Annotated in this window: 18 protein-coding genes; 12 read left to right on the forward strand and 6 right to left on the reverse strand. The window is 45.6% G+C overall.

Annotated features, from left to right (window positions below):
* Window positions 1-31 precede the first annotated feature (31 nt).
* The 6 genes from ACNI23_RS15160 to ACNI23_RS15185 all read right to left on the reverse strand — a co-directional run bounded on the left by ACNI23_RS15160 (window position 32) and on the right by ACNI23_RS15185 (window position 5007).
* The gene (locus tag ACNI23_RS15160) at window positions 32-1375 is read right to left on the reverse strand and encodes a glutamine synthetase family protein (protein WP_420249938.1); all 1344 of its coding nucleotides are present in this window, start codon (window positions 1373-1375) and stop codon (window positions 32-34) included.
* A gap of 190 nt (window positions 1376-1565) precedes the next feature.
* Window positions 1566-2516, reverse strand: a complete 951-nt coding sequence (locus ACNI23_RS15165; RefSeq protein WP_420249939.1) for a hypothetical protein — start codon at window positions 2514-2516, stop codon at window positions 1566-1568.
* Between the two features lie 398 nt (window positions 2517-2914).
* On the reverse strand, window positions 2915-3070 hold the full coding sequence (locus ACNI23_RS15170; protein ID WP_015853655.1) for a hypothetical protein: 156 nt from the start codon (window positions 3068-3070) through the stop codon (window positions 2915-2917).
* A gap of 86 nt (window positions 3071-3156) precedes the next feature.
* On the reverse strand, window positions 3157-4032 hold the full coding sequence (gene hisG / locus ACNI23_RS15175; protein WP_420249940.1) for an ATP phosphoribosyltransferase: 876 nt from the start codon (window positions 4030-4032) through the stop codon (window positions 3157-3159).
* Window positions 4032-4406, reverse strand: coding sequence for a phosphoribosyl-AMP cyclohydrolase (gene hisI / locus ACNI23_RS15180; RefSeq protein ID WP_420249943.1), 375 nt, complete (start codon window positions 4404-4406; stop codon window positions 4032-4034). Before hisI ends, hisG begins: the two co-directional genes overlap by 1 nt.
* Before the next feature lie 160 nt (window positions 4407-4566).
* Window positions 4567-5007 carry a Fur family transcriptional regulator gene (locus tag ACNI23_RS15185; RefSeq protein ID WP_420249945.1) on the reverse strand — a complete coding sequence of 147 codons (441 nt, stop codon included), beginning with the start codon at window positions 5005-5007 and terminating at the stop codon, window positions 4567-4569.
* 224 nt (window positions 5008-5231) lie between these two features.
* Here ACNI23_RS15185 and ACNI23_RS15190 point away from each other — a divergent pair, with 224 nt between their 5' ends.
* The 12 genes from ACNI23_RS15190 (at window position 5232) to ACNI23_RS15245 (ending at window position 22755) form a co-directional block, all read left to right on the forward strand.
* Entirely contained in the window at window positions 5232-5621 is a 390-nt protein-coding gene (locus tag ACNI23_RS15190; protein WP_015853659.1) for a head-tail adaptor protein, read from the forward strand.
* A 175-nt stretch (window positions 5622-5796) separates the two neighbouring features.
* The gene (nhaA, locus tag ACNI23_RS15195; protein ID WP_420249947.1) at window positions 5797-7155 is read left to right on the forward strand and encodes a Na+/H+ antiporter NhaA; all 1359 of its coding nucleotides are present in this window, start codon (window positions 5797-5799) and stop codon (window positions 7153-7155) included.
* A 215-nt stretch (window positions 7156-7370) separates the two neighbouring features.
* Window positions 7371-9845, forward strand: coding sequence for a PAS domain S-box protein (locus ACNI23_RS15200; RefSeq protein ID WP_420249948.1), 2475 nt, complete (start codon window positions 7371-7373; stop codon window positions 9843-9845).
* A 14-nt stretch (window positions 9846-9859) separates the two neighbouring features.
* Window positions 9860-10918, forward strand: coding sequence for an HD-GYP domain-containing protein (locus tag ACNI23_RS15205; RefSeq protein ID WP_420249950.1), 1059 nt, complete (start codon window positions 9860-9862; stop codon window positions 10916-10918).
* 207 nt (window positions 10919-11125) lie between these two features.
* Window positions 11126-11725, forward strand: a complete 600-nt coding sequence (locus tag ACNI23_RS15210) for a TetR/AcrR family transcriptional regulator (RefSeq protein ID WP_420249951.1) — start codon at window positions 11126-11128, stop codon at window positions 11723-11725.
* Window positions 11715-12731: an efflux RND transporter periplasmic adaptor subunit gene (locus ACNI23_RS15215; RefSeq protein ID WP_420249953.1), complete on the forward strand. Its 1017-nt coding sequence runs from the start codon at window positions 11715-11717 to the stop codon at window positions 12729-12731. The genes ACNI23_RS15210 and ACNI23_RS15215 overlap by 11 nt, the downstream gene beginning before the upstream one ends.
* 67 nt (window positions 12732-12798) lie before the next feature.
* Window positions 12799-15963, forward strand: coding sequence for an efflux RND transporter permease subunit (locus tag ACNI23_RS15220; protein ID WP_420249954.1), 3165 nt, complete (start codon window positions 12799-12801; stop codon window positions 15961-15963).
* Window positions 15964-16391: 428 nt separating this feature from the next.
* Window positions 16392-17717: an APC family permease gene (locus ACNI23_RS15225; RefSeq protein ID WP_420249956.1), complete on the forward strand. Its 1326-nt coding sequence runs from the start codon at window positions 16392-16394 to the stop codon at window positions 17715-17717.
* A 149-nt stretch (window positions 17718-17866) separates the two neighbouring features.
* Entirely contained in the window at window positions 17867-18160 is a 294-nt protein-coding gene (locus ACNI23_RS15230; RefSeq protein WP_420249957.1) for an Hpt domain-containing protein, read from the forward strand.
* A 123-nt stretch (window positions 18161-18283) separates the two neighbouring features.
* Window positions 18284-20686 carry a type I DNA topoisomerase gene (gene topA / locus ACNI23_RS15235; RefSeq protein WP_420249959.1) on the forward strand — a complete coding sequence of 801 codons (2403 nt, stop codon included), beginning with the start codon at window positions 18284-18286 and terminating at the stop codon, window positions 20684-20686.
* A gap of 343 nt (window positions 20687-21029) precedes the next feature.
* Window positions 21030-21947, forward strand: coding sequence for a GTPase Era (era, locus tag ACNI23_RS15240; RefSeq protein WP_420249960.1), 918 nt, complete (start codon window positions 21030-21032; stop codon window positions 21945-21947).
* 103 nt (window positions 21948-22050) lie between these two features.
* Window positions 22051-22755, forward strand: a complete 705-nt coding sequence (locus ACNI23_RS15245; RefSeq protein WP_420249962.1) for a YggS family pyridoxal phosphate-dependent enzyme — start codon at window positions 22051-22053, stop codon at window positions 22753-22755.
* Window positions 22756-22766 lie beyond the last annotated feature (11 nt).

Consider the following 22766-nt stretch of genomic DNA (forward strand, 5'->3'; position numbering starts at 1 on the left):
CCATGTTTGGACGGGGATTACTTTTTTAAAACTAAAGTACAGGTAAATAGGTCGATATTTCGTACTCGGTTACCTGAGTACGGTAGTGATCCCATTCCTTGATCTTATTCCTGTAAAGGTTGCTGTGGATATGTTCACCAAGGCATTCCTTGATAACTTCACTGTTCTTCATGGCCACTGCTGCTTCGTAAAGATTGCCGGGAAGTGCGGTAATACCGTGCTCAGCGAGGGTGGGGGCATCCATAGCGAAGATGTTTTCTTCGATAGGTGCCGGCAATTCGTAAGCCTCGTCGATTCCCTTGAGCCCGGCCTGCAGCATTACTGCGAAGCAGAGGTAGGGGTTGGCAGCCGGGTCCGGGCAGCGCAGTTCCATTCTGGTGGCGTTTTCTTTGCCCGGTTTATACATGGGCACTCTAACCAGCGTAGAGCGGTTCTTACGGGCCCATGATACGTAAACTGGTGCCTCATAGCCGGGAACCAGACGTTTATAGGAGTTTACCCACTGGTTGGTAACACAGGCCATTTCCGGTGCATGCTTGAGGATACCGGCAATGTAACTTTTGCCTTCCGGGCTGAGATGGTATTCATCGTTGGCATCAAAAAATACGTTGCGGCCGTTTTTGAAAAGGGACTGGTGCACGTGCATACCGGAACCGTTTTCACCGAAGATGGGTTTGGGCATGAAAGTGGCGTAAATACCATGCTTGCGGGCTACTTCCTTGACGATAACCCGGTAGGTCATGGCGGTGTCAGCCATACGCATGCCTTCTGCATAGCGCAGGTCGATTTCGTGCTGGCTTGGTGCAACCTCGTGATGGCTGTATTCTACATCATAACCCATCTGCTCAAGGGAGAAGATGATATCGCGGCGTACGTCATTGCCGAGATCGAGAGGGGGTGCGTCAAAGTAGCCGCCACGATCGATGATCTTAGTGCCTTTCTCGTCCTTGAAGAGGAAAAATTCCAGTTCGGGACCTACATAATAGGTGTAACCGCGCTCGGCAGCCTTATCGAGAGTCTTTTTAAGTACCCAGCGGCTGTCACCCTCGTAAGGAGTTCCGTCAGGGTTCTGGATGTCGCAGAACATGCGGGCTACGGGGCGTTCTGTGGGGCGCCATGAGCAAAGCTGAAAGGTGGTGGGGTCGGGGATTGCGATCATGTCTGATTCTTCAATACGGGTAAAACCGAGAATTGAAGAGCCGTCAAAACCCATACCTTCCTCAAAGGAAGCTTCAAGTTCCTTTGGGGTTATCTGAAAACTCTTGAGCGTTCCGAGAATGTCTACAAACCAGAACTGTACGAAACTGATATTGTAATCACGTACAGCTTTCAGAACATCATCGGCGTTTTTGCAATTAAAAATTGGCGCAGTCACAGTAGTTTCCTCCTTGAAAAAGAAGTTTTATAAACAACCCTGAGAAGCAGTGTAAAATTATTTACACAAATATTTAAGGGTAGTTTGTTGATATTGTTGATTATAATTGTGCAGAATTATTTGATATCAAGCTGATAATAGCTGATTATGGTTAATTTTTGCAAACGGTATCCGCACAATTTTTCAGAAATCAGATTGAATCAATCAGGTCCCGCACTTCCTTGAAGAAGGCAAGTATGTCAGCGTGGTTACGAGATTCTGAATTTATATCCAATCTGTTGAAGAAAGATACAATATTTCCCTTAGGTGTTTTGGTCATACTGAAATGAAGCTCGTAAAGCGGTCCATCTGGGGATTTGATAGCCAGTACCCAGTCCCGACCTTCTTTATGCCAGACTTTGGAAGCACCTTCGACTTTGCGGCTGCTGACCAGATATACCAGTTCCTGCAATGTGAAAGGATGTCCCGGTTTGCCGGGCAGACCGAGAAATTCGCCGCTGTCAGAGTGGATGACTACCGGGAGTTCAAGAAAGTCGGCGTCTGGCTCAATGGCCGAGTTGTCAGCATCGAAAGAATATGATTCTTCCTGACCGTTATCTTTCTTGATGGTCACAACTTTTTTTGCTGTGATTCTTTCGGGCTGTTGCAACCCTCCTGAGCTGGCCAGTATTTCCTTAATCTCCTGCAGCAGTTCATTTGTACCTGCCGGGGATTCAGACTGGGTCTGCACCAGTTCTTTCAAGGATTTTTCTATACGAGCAAGACGCTGTTCAGCCTTGGCCTGTGCAGTAACCAGCGCTGCCAGTCCGTTCATCATCTGGTTGGTTGTTTTTGCCAGTTTTTCAAATCCTTCGCTGTTTACTTGCGAATCCTGTTTTGTTTCCGATAACTGACGATTTTCTTTAACTGACTCAAATTCTGTTAAAAGTTTGTCACGAATCTGCTTTACCGATAGATTTTTGTTAAAGAGGTCGCGAATTCTCAGGCAGAGTTTGTCAGCTCCTTTTCTGAAGCGCAGCGGCTTGCCATGTCCGACAATGAAGAAGAATTCAGGAAATTTTTTGCGATAACTTTTGATAGTGGTGACTGAAACTCCTGTGATGGAGGAAAGTTCCCGGTGGGTGAATGTCTCGGCAGTCATTTTAAGTTGTCCTGTATAATTTTATTGATCTGTAAGTGCTTAGATCAAAGTTTATCTGCTGAATCGTCAGAAAATAATTTCAATATATCTAGTTAATAATAACCAGATCTAGTTATCGATAACTTTAATCGTCGGGGAGGTCAACAAGGTAAAAAAATAGAACGACTGCAGTCATGGTAAAAGCAGCCGTTCTAAGCAACAAAGGTCATGAGATAACCTGATTCAGGAATCGTTGGTGGAGTGATAATTCCTGACTGAGTTCAGAATAGTCATTCTTAGGATTTAATGACAATATTATAATTTAAATCAAAATAAGGACTGTTTTTAGATAACTTTTTAAGTGCTATTTTAAATGAAATTTACTGATTGTAGTTATCGATAGGTTTGCAAAAAATAGATCAGTTTTGAAATCTTGTCAGCAGGGAAATGATAAAAAGTACCACCAGCGCAGCCATGAGGATGGTATTGATATTGATGCCGCCTTTGACCTTTTGCTTTTTGCGGTACCCGAATATCAGGATCAGGATTGCTATGAAGAGAAGAAGTTTGAACATGAGAAGACTATTTAAATCGTCTTGCTGAAAAATGCAAAGTGAGGGGAGTGAGGGGTGCGGAATACTCCGCACCTCTCATTTTAATATTAAATAACTTTATTAAGCGGGTATTCGATGATTCCTTCCGCGCCCATATCGATGAGTTCGGGGATGAGTTCGCGCACAACCACTTCCTCAACCATAATTTCAACAGATACCCATTGGGGATCGGAAAGGTCGGATACAGTGGGGGAGTTCAGGCTAGGCATGACTTTCATGGCCTTTTCAAGGGAAGCCTTGGGCATGTTCATTTTCAGGCCGACCATCTTTTCAGCTCTCAGAGCACCTTGGAGCAGCAGGTTGATATTTTCGATCTTCTTGCGTTTCCAAGGATCATTCCATGCATCTTTGTTGACGATGAAGACGGTGTTGGTGGACATGACTTCGTCAATTACACGCAGACCGTGTGCCTTGATGGTAGTGCCTGTTTCAGTAACTTCGACAATAGCATCGCAGAGACCTTCAACTACTTTTGCTTCAGTTGCACCCCAGGAATAGAAAACGTCTACATCGATGTTTCTGGATTCGAAATATTCCTTGGTGGCTCCAAGAAGTTCGGTGGCGATTTTTTTCCCGGCAAGATCTTCGGGTTTTCTGTAGGGGGAGTCTCCGGCTACAGCCAGAATCCAACGGGCAGGGCGGTTGCTGACTTTTGAATAAACGAGGCTTGAAATTTCAAGTACATCGGATTTGTTTTCAAGAACCCAGTCTCTTCCGGCGAGTCCGCAGTCCAGAATTCCATCTTCAATGTAACGGGAAATTTCCTGTACACGGCACATGGAGATATTCAGCTCTTCATCGTTTACATCAGGGAAATAGTTTCTGTGGTGCAGGTTGATTTTCCAGCCGGACTTGGCAAAGAGTTTGATTGTTGAATCCTGCAGGGAACCTTTGGGCAGTCCTATTTTAAGTTGATTGGACATTATTTGTATACCTCCTTGGGGTCAAAAACCATGGGCGAACATTCTATTACTTCGCCATCCTTAATTTCACGATAAAAGCAGCTTCTGTATCCTTTATGACAGGCTGCGCCGCCGATCTGATCCACGAGCAGGACAAGGGTATCCTCATCACAATCAATCTTAATGGATTTGATTTTCTGCACATGCCCGGATGTTCCGCCTTTATGCCAGAGGGTGTTACGGCTTCTGCTCCAGTAATTGGCTTCACCGGTTTCAAGCGTCTTATTCCATGCTTCTTCATTCATGTAAGCCATCATCAGGATTTCGCCTGTTTCAGCGTCCTGTGCGATGGCCGGTACCAGACCGTTCATTTTTTCAAAGTCGGGCTTGATCATACAATCCTCTGTTTAGCGGGGCTTTGCTGCCTCATGTAATTAGATGAAAAAGGGATAATATATCCCGCCAATTGCCTTGTATTAAATATTCCTGTGAGCAAAAAAAAGCGCCGTCTGATATCAGGCGGCGCTTTTAAGTGTGTGTAAGGAAATATCTGCGTTATTTCTCGCTTTTTCCCTGGCACTCCTTGCAGACGCCGAAAAGATACATCTCATGATGGGTAAGTTCGAAGCCATATTTTCTGGCGAGTTCTTCCTGAAGATGTTCGATTTCGTTATCTACTGCTTCGATGGTCTTACCACAACGCTCGCACACAAGATGGTCATGATGCTCATGACCGTACTTATGCTCATAGCGGATCACTCCGTCGTTGAAGTCGACGGATTTGGCAATGCCGGAATCAGCAAGCAGTTTAAGGGTACGGTAAACAGTAGCCTGTCCGATGGATGAGTCTTCTGTACGGACAAGGTTGTACAGTTCTTCTGAAGATATATGACCTTCCTCAGCAAGGAACACATCAAGAATTGTCCTGCGCTGGGGGGTCATCTTAAGTCTCTGACGGGTCAGATATTCTGTAAATATATCCTGTGCTGATTTCATTAAACTGTATCCAAAAAATTTATGATTACCTTGAGAATACAGTTCACTTACATTGAATTGAAGAGCTATGTCAATTGATCATTGCCCATATTTATTCCTGAGAGTATGAATATCGCAAAAAAGTGACGAAATGATGTCTTGATTCTAAATTATTACAATTTTCAGGATGATTTCGTTTCACCCTTTGCGGGGATTGATAATATTCAACCAAGGAGTTTTGCAAAATGGAACTGGAAAAATTTATTTCTGAATGGACTGAAGATCCTGCCGGTGTGAAAGATGTTTTTGTTGAATTTAAGCAGATTCTGGAATCTCTCGATAATACTGAGATTGAATTCCATGCCCGTCCCGGAGTTACCTATTCCATGCGCGGAGTAAAGAAAGGTCAGGATAAATGGCCTCTTTTCGCAATGGTGGATGTTATTGACGATGACCCCGCAAACCGTTGGCTTTCCGTTTGCTTTTTCGGTGATTGTATAAATGACCCCGACGAGCTTGGTGATTTTGTTCCCGGCGGACTTCTCGGTCAGGATGGACATTGCTTTGATGCAGATGATGCTGAACCTAAAGAATATATCGCTGCCAGAATCAAGGAAGCCCATTCAAACCAGTAATACTTTTGATAATATAATTTAAAGCGGGTTTCAGTGTAACTGAAGCCCGCTTTTTCTCATTTATAATCTTCTTTTAAGTAATTTCCATACTCATACATTCTTGTTATGCTGTTGCTGGTTTCATTGCTACTATTTTCCAGTATAAATCACAGGGTAAAATATATAGGGAGTCTTCATGAGCAAAGCACAAGTTGTGAGCAGAGATAGTGAGCCACGAATTGATAAAATGCTTCAGCCTTTTTATGAGTTCGTTAAGATTGAATCTTCCGGCGGAATGGTACTGATTTTAGCAACAATCATTGCTTTGGTCTGGGCGAACTCTCCCTGGGGGCATTTGTATGAAGCTTTCAAAAATATGCAGCTTACTGTCGGGGCTGGAGATTTTGTTCTTTCAAAGCCGGCTATCCTCTGGATTAATGACGGCTTGATGGCTGTCTTTTTCTTTCTGGTTGGCCTTGAAATCAAGCGCGAAATTCTGGTTGGCGAACTCAATTCCTTCAGGCAGGCTTCATTGCCGATTTTTGCTGCCATTGGCGGGATGATTGTCCCTGCCCTTGTTTATGCTCTTTTCAATATCGGAACTCCCTCAGCAGATGGTTGGGGGATTCCCATGGCTACGGATATCGCCTTTTCTCTTGGAGTACTTTCCATGCTCGGGGATCGTGTTCCACTGAGCCTTAAAGTTTTTCTTACTGCAGTAGCCATTGTTGATGATATCGGCGCAATCCTCGTTATCGCAATTTTCTATTCTTCCGGCATATCACTTTGGATTATCGGTCTGGGCATGCTTTTTTTCATATGTATGCTTGTGCTGAACCGTATAGGTGTGCGCCATCCGCTTCCTTATCTTCTTTTTGGCTGTCTCATGTGGCTGGCTTTTCTCAAAAGCGGAGTGCATGCCACTGTGGCCGGAGTTTTAGCTGCTATGACCATTCCTGCTTCCACAAGGATTTGCTGTACTGATTTTCTGGTGCCCATGCGTAATCATCTTATGGAATATGAAATGGGTGGGGATAAGAATAGAGTAACTCTTTCCAATAAGCAGATGCTTTCCGCCCTCGGTGATATGAACAGAGATGTACTCATGGCAAGCCCTCCGCTCAAGAGGATCGAACATAACCTGCACTATTGGGTGGCTTTCGGTATTATGCCGATTTTTGCCCTTGCTAATGCCGGCATTAATTTCAGCGGAGAAGGTGGAGGTATTGACCTCTTTCATCCGGTAACTCTAGGTATCTTTTTCGGCTTGATTGTCGGGAAAGTCATAGGAATATGTCTTGCCAGCTGGATAGCCATAAAAATTGGAATTGCCGAAATGCCGAAGACTCTTGTTCCCGGACATTTTGTGGGGGCATCACTGCTGGCCGGGATAGGCTTTACCATGTCTATTTTTATTACCACCCTTGCTTGGGATGCGGCGTCTCCGTTTATTATTGATGCCAAGTTCAGCATTCTTGCGGCATCCGTGGTCGCCGGGATTTTGGGATATATAATCTTGAGAAATTGTCCCGTTATTCTTGGATGTAAAAAATAGGCTTATTGATTTTAGTCATGCGCGAAACAAAGATTGTTTTTTTCAAATACATCGCTGTTGTACTCGGCTTGTTTCTGGCACTTGATATATTTATTCAGTACCAGTTGTATCAACGGTACAGGAATGATCAGAAGCTGTCTGTTTACCACCAGACCGCAGCGATACGTGCCCAGCTTGAGAAAGAAGTAAACAGCAATCTTTTGTTGATTCAGGGCTTGGCTGATTATGTTTCTTACCATCCTGATTTTAGCATCAATGAAATAGAACGATATTGTCAGGGAATGCTTTTCCGCTCTGATTTGATAATGAACATCGGCGTAGCTCCTGATTATGTTATCAAATACGTGTATCCGCTCGATGGCAATGAATCTGTGCTCGGTCTGGATTACAGGTTTTCTCCTGAGCTATGGGACAAGGTAAAAGAGGTACACGATACAGGTAAAATTGTCGTTGCCGGACCACTGGATCTTGTTCAGGGAGGAAGAGGCCTGGTTGGCCGTGCTCCTGTATTTGTGCGCTCAAATGAATATTTCTGGGGAATTGTCTCAGCGGTCATAGATTTGAATAAGCTTCTAGTTAATGCGGGATTATCAGATCTTCCGAATCTTGATGTAGCTATTCGAAGTGTCGATGCTGAAGGTGTCGATGATGCTGTTTTTTACGGAGATCCGAAGCTGTTCGATTCTGATAACAGCCATGTTACCATGCAGGTAATTCTTTCATCAGGATCTTGGAGGATGGCCGCAATGCCCGCAGGAGGGTGGGGTATAATACCTCCCGGATCTATCATTCTGCATGCGATTTTATTTATGCTTGCCCTTACTGTTTGTTTTACCATCTACAAAATTATTACCAAAAACGCTGAGGTTGAAATGGTTAAAACCAATCTTAGCGAAGCCCAATCCATTGCCCATCTTGGCAATTGGTCTGTGGATCTATTAACTGGAAAAATCTGGTGGTCGAATGAGACGTACCGGATTTTTGGTCTGGTTAAGGGAGAATATGTTCCGTCAAAAAGAGGTTTTTTCGTTGGACTGGTTCACATAAAGGATCGGAAACTTGTCAACGATATTTATGTTGAATCCATGAATAGCGGTGAACCATATTCTTTTGACCATAGGATAGTACGTCCAGATGGAGAAGTTCGGTATGTTTCATCGCGCGGGACGTTCAGTTACGATGAAGATGGTAATCCGGTTCGGTCGTATGGAACAGTCCATGATATTACCGGGCGTAAGTTGGTTGAAGAAGAATTAAGAGAGAGTAAAACCCGCTTTGACCATGTTACTGAAAAATTAAGTAGTAAGTTTGTTTTCTTTTCTCACACTATTGATGGTGAATTTATTCGTTTGAGTAAGGGATTTACCCATCTTGGGTATGGTTCTCCTGAAAGAGGGATTGGGAGAAGTTGGACTGAACTTTTTGATTTTACTACGGAATCTCTTATAATAGCTGAAAATAATAATGCCCGGGTAATTTCCGGTGAGGTTGAATCAACAGAATATGAAGTGGAATTCACTACTCCTGATGGACAGGATCGATGTGTGTCAGTCTATGCTTATCTGGCTTATGATTTTGAACTTGAGAAAAATGTTGTAGAAGGAGTTGTCCTGGATATTACTGATAGGAAAGCTTGGGAAGAAAGGTTGAAAATTCTGACCCGGGCAATTGAAAATGCCCCTCTCTCAGTAGTTATCACCGACACCAAGGGATTAATTACTTATGTTAATCCATATTTCTGCAAGCAGACCGGGTATTCAAAAAAAGAAGTTCTGGGCGGTAATCCGAACATTTTAAGATCCGGTGAACATAGTGATTCATTTTATCGGGATATGTGGGAAACTTTAGTTAGTGGACGGACTTGGCGTGGAGAGATTGTTAACAAAAAGAAAGACGGTTCATTTTACTGGGAATTGGCTTCCATTTCACCTGTTTATAATGAAAAAGGTGAGGTTGTAAGTTACGTTGCGGTAAAGGATAATATCAACGATCAGAAGGAGCTTGAGCGTCTCAAGGCCGATGTTGATTTGATTATGCGTCATGATTTGAAAACACCGCTAAACGGTATCATCGGTCTCCCGGGATTGTTGCGTATGGATGATAACCTGACAGAGCAACAACATGAATTACTCAAGACTATAGAAAATTCCGGGAAGAAGATGCTCCATATGATTGAAATGTCATTGGACATGTTTAAAATGGAAACCGGAAAATATGAATATTATCCCCTGCAGATTGATATCATCAGTGTGGCAAAACAGGTGATTGATCATTGTCGTTCAAGTATTTCAGCTCAAAAAGTACAAGTGGAATTAGTTGCTTTCGGAAATGCAAATCTAGATGAAAATTTATTTGTCTGGGGTGAGGAAAGGTTGATTTATTCCTTAATTTCAGGGTTGTTAACAAATGCTATTGAAGCTTCTCCTTCTGGAGGAAAAATAATTGTTGAGTTTAAGCAGGATGGTAATACCCTGATCTCCATTAAGAATACCGGGGCGGTTCCTGAGTCGATCAGGGAGCTATTTTTCCATAAATATGTGACCAAAGGCAAAGCCAGCGGAACCGGACTTGGAACATATTCGGCAAAACTGATGGCTGATGCCATGCATTATGATATTAAAATGCAAACCAATGATGAGCGCAATGAAACAGTAGTAAGTTTCGAAATCCCACAAGAAAGACCTGAATAAACGGGATGGTTTTCATGGAGTGCAGACGAAAAATATTAGTAGTTGATGACGAGCCGCATAACATAATGTTGCTGGAAGGTATTTTGACCAAACTGGGGCATGACGTTGTGGGGGCTGAGAATGCTGTGGTTGCACTTGAAAAGTTGGACCGGACCTACGATCTTGTGCTCAGTGACGTAATGATGCCGGTAATGAACGGCTTCGAATTTGTTGAAAAGATCAGGGAAAATTCTGAAACTCAGGATATTCCGGTCATTATGGTCACAACCCTTTCACAGAAGGGTGACCGTCTAAAGGCTGTTGAGGTCGGGGCCAATGATTTTATCACCAAACCTATCGATATTTTGGAGCTTAAGGTCCGCACCGAATCCATGCTGCGTCAAAAAGCACAGCAGGATGAAATCAAATCTTTTGAGTCTGATCTTAACGAGTTGGTGGAAAGCCGTACCCTTGAATTGCGGGAAGCTTTATCAAAGCTTGATGAAGCGCATGTGGAGACCATTCACCATCTTTGTGCGGCCGCTGAATACAAGGATGAAGAGACAGCTGATCATCTGGTCAGAATGGCTGAATACAGCCGGATTTTAGCAGAAAAAATAGGGCTTGATGCAGAGACAGTGCAATTGATTCATACCAGCAGTCCCATGCATGATATAGGCAAGATCGGTATACCGGATAGTATTCTTCTTAAACCGGGTAAGCTTACTGCTGAAGAATGGGAAGTAATGAAGAGTCATGCCGTTATCGGTGGCAATATCCTTTCTATGGGTAGTTCAGATTATATTGGCATGGGGTCTGTCATTGCCCTTAGTCATCATGAAAAATGGGATGGTTCAGGTTACCCTTCAGGGCTTTCTGGTGAAGACATTCCGTTACCGGGAAGGATTTGCGCTGTTGCGGACGTCTTTGATGCTTTGACCAGTAAACGGCCTTATAAGGAACCTTTTTCTGTTGAGAAGTCGCTTGAAATTATGAAAGAAGGTCGCGGTACTCATTTTGATCCAAAGCTCATTGATTTGTTTTTCGAAAATATTGAAAAAATACTATATATTAAGGAAAGTTGTGCGGATTAAATTTCAATAGTATTCTTCAGGATCACAGCCTCACATAGCCGGCCATGCATTTGCTAGAAAATGCATGGCCGGCCTTTTATTTTGTATATAGTGATGGTTTTGAATTTATCAATGTGATGATTTGTGAACAGTGTTTACAGAGTGAACGCTGTTTGCTAAACGCAGTTTATGCTAAAAATAAGTAGAAGAGAAGAAGAGCATAAAAAGATGAAACAGAGAATCCTTGATGCAGCAAGAGAGCTGTTCGTTAAGGATGGTTTTGATAATGTTTCCATGCGCAAGATTGCGGCAAAAATAGATTACAGTCCGGCAGCTCTTTATCGATATTTTAAGAACAAGGAAGACCTTATCTTGTCCCTTAAGCAGGAAGGGATGGTAAAATTTGGGCGGATGCAAATGCATTTGCCGGAAATCGAAGACCCCTTTCAGCGTTTACGGGAGGGCGGGCGCATTTACTTGGATTTTGCCTGTGCCGAACCGGAGTATTATGAGTTGCTTTTCAATAGAAGACCGCCTTCTTTTGCTGATTCTGAGAAATGGATTGGAAAACCGCACCGTAATTTTATGAATTTTAAGGATACAGTCCGCCAATGCATTGAAACCGGTGTGCTGGGGGATGTTTCGGTTGATATTGCTGTGGCTTCATTATGGGCATCAGTCCATGGTTTAGCCTGCCTTGTTTCAACCGGAAGATTGCAGAACAGCATGCCGGAGATAGATATGGACACTGTTTTTGATCAGGTTCTCGATTTTATTACTATTCCGCAACAAGAGCGGGTCAGACAGGGGTTGAAAAATGAAGATTAAAACAAAGTTGATTAGTAAGGCAGCTGTTTATCTGCTGTTCATGCAGATTGCTTTGATAAGCCACATGTTGCCCGACGCTTTTGCTTCAAGTGCCGAAACATTTAAAGCAGGACAGGCTTCAAGGGTTGTAACTTTGATCGGATTTACCAGACCGAGAGTTGCAATGACGCTGGTCAGCGAAGAATCTGCTGTATGCACCAAGGTTTATTCTGATGTGGGTGATACCATCGGCGATAGCGGTCGTTTTGCAGAACTGGACCCAACCTTCATTAAGCTGGAAATTGCTCAGCTACAGGCTGATCTGAAGCGTTTGCGTTCCGATCTGACCTACTACGACAAAGAAGCCAAACGCTATATCAAGCTGGTTAAGAAAAACACAGCCGCACAATCCGAACTGGACTTGCATATCCGTAATTTTGAATCGGCGGAAGCTTTGCTGCGTTCTACCCAGCTCAAGCTGAATGTGGACCGTGAGCATCTGCGCCGCTACACCCTGCGGGGTCCTGCGGGATGGCGGGTTATCAAGCGTTATATCGAGCCGGGAGAATGGGTCAATAAAGGTGAGAAAGTTGCCGAACTAGGTAATTTCAGAACCCTTCTTGTGCCCTATGCCTTAACCATCCCCGAGCTCAAAAAAATACGTAAATCAGACAATATTACCCTCAAACTACCCGATCTTGGAATTGAAGTTCCTGCCAAACTCGAACGTATATCACCTGATTTTGATCCAGAAACCCGTAAGGTTGAAATTGATTTCGAGATCAGCAAGGGCAGTTTTGAATTCCGGGGCGGTTTGAGGACCGAGCTGGGCATTAAAATGCCTGATCCCGGTGGGGCGGTCGTAGTTCCCAAGTCCGCACTGCTCAAAGCATACGATGATACTTTTATAGTTCGTCCTGACGGTGTGAGGGTAAAAGTACTCGTGCTCGGCGATACTGAAGACGGAAAAGCCCGCGTATCTTCAAGGGCAGTAAAAGCAGGCGAAGAGTTTTTAACTAAACCATAAAATATCCCTTCGGGGACCCTGCCGGGGGCCTTAAACCCTTCCCCTGCCGCCGGAGGCATCACATATTATGAAAAATTTAATGCGTTTTACTCTTAAGCAGACTGTTTTCATCAACATCATTTTCATCCTGTTGATGATTGTTGGAGTCTTCAGCATGACTGATCTGCCAGTTGAACGTTACCCCAATGTTCATATGGGTAAGGTCGTAATCTCCGGTTTTCTGCCCGGTGCCTCTCCTTCTGACGTGGAAGCACTGGTAACCAAGAAGATCGAGGATGCGCTGGATGATCTTGAAAACGTGGAATATATCCGCTCCCGTTCATTTCGGGAACGGAGCAGTATCATGGTCAAATTTCTTGATGATACCGACTATGCCAAGGGATACGATGAACTTCGTTTCCGGGTACTTTCTATCCAGAATGACCTTCCGCGAGAAATGGACCCGCCTACTTTCATGGAAATTAATGTCAGTGAATGGCTTCCGGTAATCAGGGTCTGCCTTGTGGGGGACCGCGCAAACCGCGCTCTGTCTATGATGGCTGATGAAATGAAGGTCCAGCTGCGTAAGATTCCGGGCGTTAATGAAGTGGAGGTTGAAGGGGAATATACCCGCGAATTCCATGTAAATCTTGATCCCCATAAACTGGTTCGTTTCAAGCTGACCTTTGATGATGTTGCCCGCGCTTTGGCTGATGCAAATATTTCCATCCCCGCCGGGGATTTTTCCGCTGCCGGGGGCGAGTACGTAATCGTTGTGGATGAGCGTTTTCGTACCCGCGAGGAAATTGCTGAAACCATCGTGCGTATGGACGGTGACGGATCGTTCGTTACTGTTGGCGATGTGCTCAGTGATGCACGTGTTTCCTATCGTGATCCACAGGTGATCACTTCCATTAACGGTCGGAACGCAGTTACTCTCAAGGTTGTGAAATCCTTGGATGGGAATGCGGTGACCATTGCTGAGGAAGTGGAGAAAATAGCTGATTCATTCAAGGGTGCTCTGGAGAAGGAAGGAGTAGAGCTTGTATTGACCAGTGACCAGCGGCTGCACATTGAGGATGCTATCAATACTCTGGGCATGAACCTGTTGGTGGGGATTGTACTTGTCTTTGTGGTCATCTATCTGGTCATGGGCTTCAGGAATGCCATGCTGACCACCATAGGTGTACCTTTTGCTTTTCTGGTGACCATGATCATTATGAAGCTGACCGGGAACTCCTTGAACCAGATTACGCTTTTTTCATTTGTACTGGTCAGCGGGATTATCGTGGATGACGCCATTGTGGTGGTGGAGAATATTTTCCGGCATGTGCAGGAAGGTAAGCCTCTTAAAGAAGCGGTTATTGACGGAACATCCGAAGTCTTCCTGCCTGTTGTTTCAGCAACCGCCACCACAGTCGCAGCCTTCCTGCCCATGCTGATTATGAGCGGATCCACCGGTGAATTTTTCGCGCAGGTACCAAAGGCAGTAACCTTTGCGCTTATTGCCTCTTTGATTGAGTGTCTGCTGATTCTTCCGCCACACTTTCTGGATTGGCCCGGTGCTAAAGGGCTGATGAAGAATAGGGAAAAGCACACCCGTGAACCAGCTTTCATGCGTCCTTTACGTAGATGGACAGATAAGTTCCTTTCTGTTGTTGCCCGGTTCAGATTTATTTCTCTGACCGTGGTTTTCGGAGCATTTATTTCGGCTTTGTTTATCCTTGGTGTTTCTGTATCTGGGAAAATCCCGCTGATAAAAATCAAGTTCTTCCCTGACGATTATTCCCTTTACTATATCGAGTTGGAAGGTCCGGTGGCTACGCCTATTGAAGTTACTTCCGATAAGCTGAAACGTATTTCAGTCTTTGTGGAAAAGATGGGGCCGGGTATGGCCAAGTCTGCCACCGCCTTTGCCGGATTTTACCAGAACGAGGATTATGAAATGGTCCACGGTTCCAACCTTGGTAATATTGTGGTGGAGCTTCCGGCCAAGGATAAGCAGGTTTTTTCTGATGCTCCGGAAAATGATCCCGGCGCGCATTTGGAATTCATGCGTAAGGAGCTTGATAAATTTGCTGAAACAGGTTGGACATTCCGGGTCCGTCCGGAAAAAGACGGTCCTCCCGCAGGTAAGGATATCAATATCAGGGTTCTCGGCGCTGATCATGCATCAGTTAAGGGACTGACTGCGGCGATCATGAAATTTATCAAGGATAATGATAAGCTCGGTCCGCATCTGGTTAACCTCGCAACTGATGACGGAACTCCTAACCGTATTTTCCGTTTTGAACCCATTAATGAAAGGGTTGCTGAATACGGGCTGACACCGAAACAGGTTGCCGGTCTTTCCGGATCGGTGCTTGATGGCCGTTTTGTGGGTGAATTCAGGCTTTCGGATGAGGATGTCGACCTGCGTTTGAAGATTGATCCCCAATACCTCAATACCCCGGAAGATGCTCTCTCCGTGCCGGTGCTGGAGCATAATGAAAGTCCGGTGCGGATCGGAGATATCTGCGATGTGTCCATTTATATGGAACCGGGGCAGTTCAACCGTTTTATGAGCCAGCGTGCAGTGACCATCACCGCCAATATCAAGTCCGGGTCGCGGCTTTCATCTCCTGCGGCAGTTAATATGGTCAGCAAGTTCTATGACTCTGTGCGTACCGAGTATCCCGGAGCTACAGTGAACTTTTCAGGTGAATATGAGTCTACCCGCAAGTCGTACACTTCGCTGGTTTACGCCTTCCTGACCGCCATCCTGATCATTTATCTGATTCTGGCTACCCAGTTTCAGTCTTATGCCCAGCCTGTGATCATCCTTTCGGCGGTGATATTCTCGCTCACCGGGGTAATTCTGGGGACGTTCTTTTCCCAGACCATTTTCACGGTGAACAGTTTTATCGCCACTGTCGGGGTAACCGGGGTCGTGGTTAACGATTCGCTTGTTCTGCTGGACTTTATGAATAAGCTCTACAAATCGGGCATGGACCGCAAAGCCGCCATGCGCGAGGGGGTACGCATCCGTTTGCGTCCTATCCTCTTAACAACCCTGACCACCACACTCGGCTTGCTGCCAATGGCGGTGGGTTTTCCTTCCTACTCCCTTGTCTGGGGTGCTATGGCTTCAACATTTGTTACTGGCCTTTGCACTGCAACTTTTCTGACCCTGTTTATTATTCCCATTGAATGGGATTTATTGATGGGTTTTATGGAATGGCGAGAGAAGCGGAAAATGCAGCATGCAAAATAGCGTTGATAATTGGCCCCGGACTGATTGTCGTCCGGGGCCTTTTTCATTTTAATAAAAAGTTATTAAGTAATCTCTGGGATGCCTTGAATGCAAAGTCGAGGTGTTATTATGAATTACCCACATCGCAGCGGATTAAATAGTGTAATTTTTAGATTTAAAGCATAAAAATTAATTTTTTTGCTAAAAAATACAAAAAAAATTCTGGACAGAACCGCATTATCCGCGCAAGTAAATCTGTTTGTGTCTTGTGATCAGTAATAGTTTGCGTTTTTTGATGTATCTCCAGCAGGGATTGTGTGCAGCTGTTGCTTATCGGTATTTAGTGTGCGGAAGGTTGCCTTCCTGATTTTTGTATTTCCAGATTGTAAGTTGCATTTTGGATCGGTGGAAGGACGTTTGGAAGAAGTATAAAGGGGTGATTGTTTAGTATGGATAATTTACAGAAGAAATACGGTTTCTGGACTGCAACCGCAATGGTTGTGGGCATTGTAATCGGCTCAGGAGTATTCTTTAAGGCCGATGACGTACTCAAGGCTGCCGGTGGAGATCTTCCCACCGCATTACTTGCATGGCTGATCGGTGGAGCCATTATGGTTGTTACCGCATATGTTTTTTCTAAGATTGCTACCCGCATTGAAAAAGTTAACGGTCTGGTTGACTATTTTGAAGAAGCATACGGCGAAAAGGCCGGGTACATGGTCGGTTGGTTCATGACCTTCATTTACTACCCGACTCTGGTAGCGGTTCTGGCCTGGGTATCCGCTAACTACACAGTGGGACTTGTGGGCATGAAAGATATGCTCTGGCCTCTTTCCTTCGTCTATCTGACTGTATTCTTCCTGCTCAACTACTATTCTCCTGTTCTGGCAGGTAAATGGCAGGTTTCTTCTACTATAATTAAGCTTATTCCGCTTGGTCTTGTTGCTGTTGTCGGTGGTCTTGCAGGTCTTTCCAGCGGACAGACCATGCAGAACTTTATGCAGACTGCCAGTGAAATTTCCGGCAGCGGCGGCGGCCTTGCTGTAGCAACTCTTTCCACCGCTTTTGCTTACGAGGGCTGGATCATCGCCACCGTAATCAACGCCGAACTCAAAGACGCCAAAAAGACCCTCCCCCGCGCACTGGTAGTCGGTACCATCGCGGTTATGACCATCTACATGCTCTATTATCTGGGTATTTCCGGCGTGCTGACTAACGATCAGGTTCTGGCTGAAGGCGACGCCGCACCTGTTCGCGTTATTGAAATGATCTTCGGCAACGTTGGCGGTACCCTGTTGACTGTGTTTGTTATCATTTCCTGTCTCGGTACCCTCAACGGATTGATCATGGGTTCCGCACGCGGCATGTTCTCCATTGCCTCCCGTAACCTCGGTCCCAAGGCATCTCTTTTCAAGCAGGTTAACCCCGTGACAAACAGCACCAGCTGGTCTGCAATTATCGGGTACTTCCTGTCCTGCTTCTGGCTGGTTGTATGGTACGGTAACTTCCACGGCTGGTGGGGCCAGTTCATGGATGTTTCCGAGCTTCCCATCGCATTCCTGTACGTAATCTACATCTCCATCTACATCTGGGTGATGAAGACTTTCACCGATCTCGGCCCGATAAGCCGTTACCTCTGTCCGCTGCTGGCAGGGTGTGGTTCAGTCTACATCATCTGGGGTGCCATCCAAAAAGATATGTTCATCCATTTCCTGATTCTCTTCCTGCTTATACAGGGAGCAGGGGCCATGTTGATGAACAGCTCCAGAAAATAATGACAAAAGCCCGCACTACGCGGGCTTTTTTATTGATGTCTCCGATGGCTGGGTAAGGGCAACTTTTTAATAAGCTTTGCTTTTTCAAATTAAGACTTGAATAAAATTTGAAATTAGACGTAAGTTTTTTAAATAACGGAGGCATAAACATGGCTACACTTGACGAAAAGATTGCTGAGCTTAATAAGAGGTATGCTGTAGCTTTGAGCGGACGTGTTGCTGAGCTGGAAGGGTATTTGAAAGGATATGAAAACAGCGGATCTTTCAGTGATCTGGAAAAGCTGTATAAGAATGCCCATGCCGTAGCAGGATCGGCTCGCACATTCGGGCTTCCTGAAGTGACGGTCAAGGCCAAGGAGCTTGAATTGGCCGCTCGTGATGGTGTTGAAACAGAAATTTTACAAAAAAAATTATCAGCGTTGAAAGATTGTATTTCTTCCTGATTATTTAAGGGTTTAAAAATAACATTTAACTGCTGTGCATACGGATTCCGAATGGTGAAATTCCTGTTTCGGTGATTTTTTATGGTTGCATAGTGTTCTCTTGGTGGTTATAGGCTGCAAACTATGAGCAAAGATTTGATTGTTGTTGAGTCCCCGGCAAAGGTGAAGACTATCAGTAAGTTTCTTGGCAGGAACTATCAGGTTGCTGCGTCCGTAGGTCACGTACGTGATCTGCCCAAGAACAAGCTTGGCGTCGAAGAAAATGGTGATTTCACCCCCCAGTATCAGGTCATTCCCGGTAAAGAGGATGTGGTCAATAAGCTAAAGAAGGCAGCGGCTAAAGCCGACCATGTCTTCCTCGCACCTGACCCCGACCGCGAAGGGGAGGCTATCGGCTGGCACGTGGCAGCCATTATCAAGGAAGTGAACGAGAACGTCAGTCGTATCCAGTTCAACGAAATTACTGCAAGGGCGGTTAAAGAAGCCCTGGAACATCCGCAGCCGCTCAATGAACAGCTTTTTGATTCCCAGCAGGCCCGTCGTATTCTGGACCGTCTGGTGGGTTATAAAATTTCTCCCATCCTTTGGAAAAAGGTAAAAAGGGGCATTTCCGCAGGGCGTGTACAGTCCGTTGCGCTCAAGCTTGTAGTAGAGCGTGAAAAAGCCCGCCGTGCTTTCATCCCTGAAGAATACTGGCTCTTCAAAGCCCATGTGGAAGGTAAGAATCCGCCGCCGTTTATAGCCGATCTTTGGAAGGTTGATGGCAAAAAAGCTGAAATCGGTTCTGCCGATGAAGCCGAAGCTTTGCAGAGCAATGTTAAAGGCGTGCCTTTCGAGATCACTGATCTCACCGAAAAGGAACGTAAGCGTAATCCTTTGCCGCCTTACATTACCTCTACCTTGCAGCAGGACGCCAACCGCAGGCTCGGTTATTCCGCTAAGCGGACCATGACTCTTGCCCAGCGTCTGTACGAAGGTGTTGAGCTTGGTGATAAAGGTACCACCGCACTGATCACTTATATGCGTACTGACTCCGTTCGTATCGCCAACGAAGCGCGTGATACCGCCAAGAAGGTAATTCTTGAAAAGTACGGTGATGAGTTCTATCCGGCCAAACCGCAGGTTTACAAATCCAAAGGCGGTGCTCAGGATGCTCACGAAGCGATCCGTCCTGTTGACGCAACCATTCTTCCCGAAGACGTAAAGCCTTACCTGCCTGCTGATCAGTTTAAGGTTTACAAGCTGATCTGGAACCGTTTCATTGCTTCTCAGATGGCTCCTGCACGCTTCTGGGATACTGTAGTGACCATTCAGGCAAAGAACACCATCTGGCGTTCAAAGGGTGAAAGGCTGCTTTTCCCCGGTTTTATGCGTGTTACCGGAAAGACCGGTGATGAAAAGCTCATCGAGCTGCCTAAGCTGGAAAAAGGTGAAGTGCTCAAGGTTGATAAGATCGAGAGCGAACAGAAGTTCACCCAGCCTCCGGCCCGCTATTCTGAAGCTTCCCTTGTTCGTGAGCTGGAAGAGAAGGGGATCGGTCGTCCGTCTACCTATGCATCAATCATTTCCACCATTCAGGATCGCGGTTACGTGAATCTGGAGGAAAAGAAATTCATTCCCACAGAGCTTGGTTTTGTCGTCAGCGATCAGCTTTCCGAACATTTCAAGGAGCTCATGGATGTAGGATTCACTGCTGCCATGGAAAAGCAGCTTGATGATGTTGCCGAAGGCAAAATTGAGTGGACCTCACTGATGAAAGATTTCGTGGACGGGTTTTATCCCACCCTTGAAACTGCTGCCAAAGAAATGAAGCGCGGTGGTGAGGATACCGGGATAACCTGTGATAAGTGCGAATCGCCCATGGTCATAAAGTTCGGACGTACCGGAGAATTTCTCGGTTGCTCCAACTACCCGGAATGCAAAAATATCGTCAACTTCACTCGCGACGAGAAAGGCAAGATTGTCGTTCTTGAAGAAGAGCCGCCGGAAGAAACCGGTGTTTCCTGCGAAAAGTGCGGCAGCGCTATGGCTATCAAGCGGTCCAATCGCGGTGAATTCCTCGGCTGTACGGGATATCCTGATTGCCGCAACATCAAGAATTTTGAGCGCGACGATGAAGGCAAGATCAAGGTCGTTGAAACTCCCACATCTCAGATTGTCGGCAAATGTCCCGATTGCGATGATGGCGACCTGATCATCAAGCATGCCCGCACCGGCAGCCGCTTCATTGCCTGCTCCAATTACCCGGACTGCAAACACGCTAAACCTTTCTCCACCGGTGTTAAATGTCCCCGTGAAGGATGTAAGGGAGAGCTGGTGGAAAAAAGCTCCCGTCGCGGAAAACTTTTTTATTCCTGCGACCAGTACCCGGATTGTGATTATGCGGTCTGGTATCCGCCCATCGACGGTCCCTGTCCCAAATGCGGACATCCTGTGCTGGTCAAAAAGACCACCCGCGCCAAAGGTGAGCATATCGCCTGTCCCGAAAAAGGTTGCGGCTACGTTCAGGGTGAGGAAGAAGGTTAAATTTGATAAGTATTTGGTTTCACGTGAAACTAGAATTTTTTATGAAAAAATCTAGTTAAGTGTTAGATCAATAAAGACCTTTCCAAAAATACTTTGGAAAGGTCTTTTAGCGTTTAATCAGCCCGTTTCAGGAACGTTGTTTTTTGAAATTGGCCTAGTATCCATTTTTCGTGTATTTTGCCTTTGGCGTTCAGCGGAGAATCCAAAAAGCCGATAGCGAAAGCTTGATTAAAGTTTTTGGGATTCTTAAACCCCCTTTTCAAGAAGGGTTTAAGTCCTCGGAGAGCCGCCGGAGGCATCTTCAAAATAAAAGCGCGATAGCGCATCAAAATAAGGAAATAATATGTCTGAAGAATATAAATTTGGCTGGGTTGCTTTGATCGGCCCGCCTAACGCAGGTAAATCCACTCTCATGAACCACTATCTGGGCCAGAAGGTGGCAATTGTTTCACCTAAACCCCAGACCACCCGTAACCGCATCAGCGGTATTCTGAGCAATGAAAATTCACAGGTAGTCTTTCTGGACACCCCCGGTATCCACCGCATGCGCGGCAAGATGAACCGCTTCCTGCTCGATTCCGCTTGGGAAGCTCTGGGCAACGCGGATGCTATTGTGGTTCTTTTTGATGCTGCTCTTTACGCAGCTAAACCGCACCTGATGGAACAGGAACTGGCTCCGGTTGTTAAACCCGTGAACCAGTCCCGCAAAAAGCTGTTTGTTGCTGTGAACAAAGTCGATAAGGTTAAAGACAAAGCCAAGCTTCTTCCGGTTATGGAAAAGGCTCAGGAACTTTGGCCCGAAGCTGAGTTCATTCCTGTTTCCGCTTTGAAAGGTGATGGCGCGGATGTGCTGTTGGAAAAGGTTGTTGAGACCCTGCCCGAAGGCCCGCCCATGTTTCCTGAAGATCAGGTTTCCACTGTACCCATGCGTTTCATGGCTGCAGAGACCGTGCGTGAAAAGCTTTTCATGAGCCTGCAGCAGGAGCTTCCTTACTCCACAGCGGTTGAGATTGAATTCTGGACCGAGGAGCCGGAGCGTAATCTGGTTAATATCGGGGCGATCATCTACACCACCAAGAAGAATCATAAAGGCATGATCATTGGTAAGGGTGGACAGAATCTTAAGAAAATCGGCACTCAGGCCAGACGCGAATTGGAAGAAATGCTTGAGATGAAAGTTATGCTCGAACTTTGGGTTAAGGTGCGTGAAGGCTGGACTGAAGATGTCGGTTTCCTGCGCTCTCTTGGACTCGGTGAGTAGTCGATTCTGTGAAATATTGTCCTTTTGTTTTCTTTTTATTAAAGAAATTTATATAATCAACCGAATTTTACTGTATGCCGTTGCATAAAATGGCAGTGTGACGATGAGTAACAGGGAAAAAGAACTTATTGAAAATATCTCAGAGGTTAAGGAAGAAGTAGCTCAGGCCTGCCTTAGGGCTGGTCGAAAACCGGAAGAAGTGACCGTCATGGCGGTCTCCAAGCTTCACGCCGCCTCTGATATTGAGATTTTGTATAATGCCGGGCACCGCTGTTTTGGGGAATCCTATGTGCAGGAGGCCCTTGCCAAGCAGGAAGAGCTGTCCGGTCTGGATATAGACTGGCATTTTATTGGCGGTCTGCAATCCAAGAAGGCCAAGCAGGTTGCCGGGAAGTTCAGCGCCGTACATAGTGTGGACAGCTCTAAACTTGCCAGCCTGCTGAATAAAAAAGCTGAGGCTTTGGATGTTGTTCAGAATATCCTCATTCAGGTGAATACCGCTTGTGAGGGTCAGAAGTGCGGAGTGACTGAAGAGACACTCCCTGCTTTGGTTGAAGAGATTCAGGGCTATAAAAACCTTAAGTTGATCGGACTGATGGCTCTGCCGCCTTTTTTCGGAGACCCGGAAGGGGCAAGGCCTTATTTCGCGAGGCTGCGTATGCTTTCCGAAGGCATGGAAAAGCTTTTCGGAATCAAGCTTCCGGAACTTTCAATGGGTATGACCGGAGATTTCCGGGTAGCCATTGAAGAAGGTTCAACAATGATCAGGGTCGGTACTAAGATTTTCGGCACCAGACCGGGCTATTAAACTTTAAAACA

It is taken from the genome of Maridesulfovibrio pacificus (SeqCode) (genome assembly GCF_048612815.1).
Taxonomy (GTDB): Bacteria; Desulfobacterota; Desulfovibrionia; order Desulfovibrionales; family Desulfovibrionaceae; genus Maridesulfovibrio; species Maridesulfovibrio pacificus.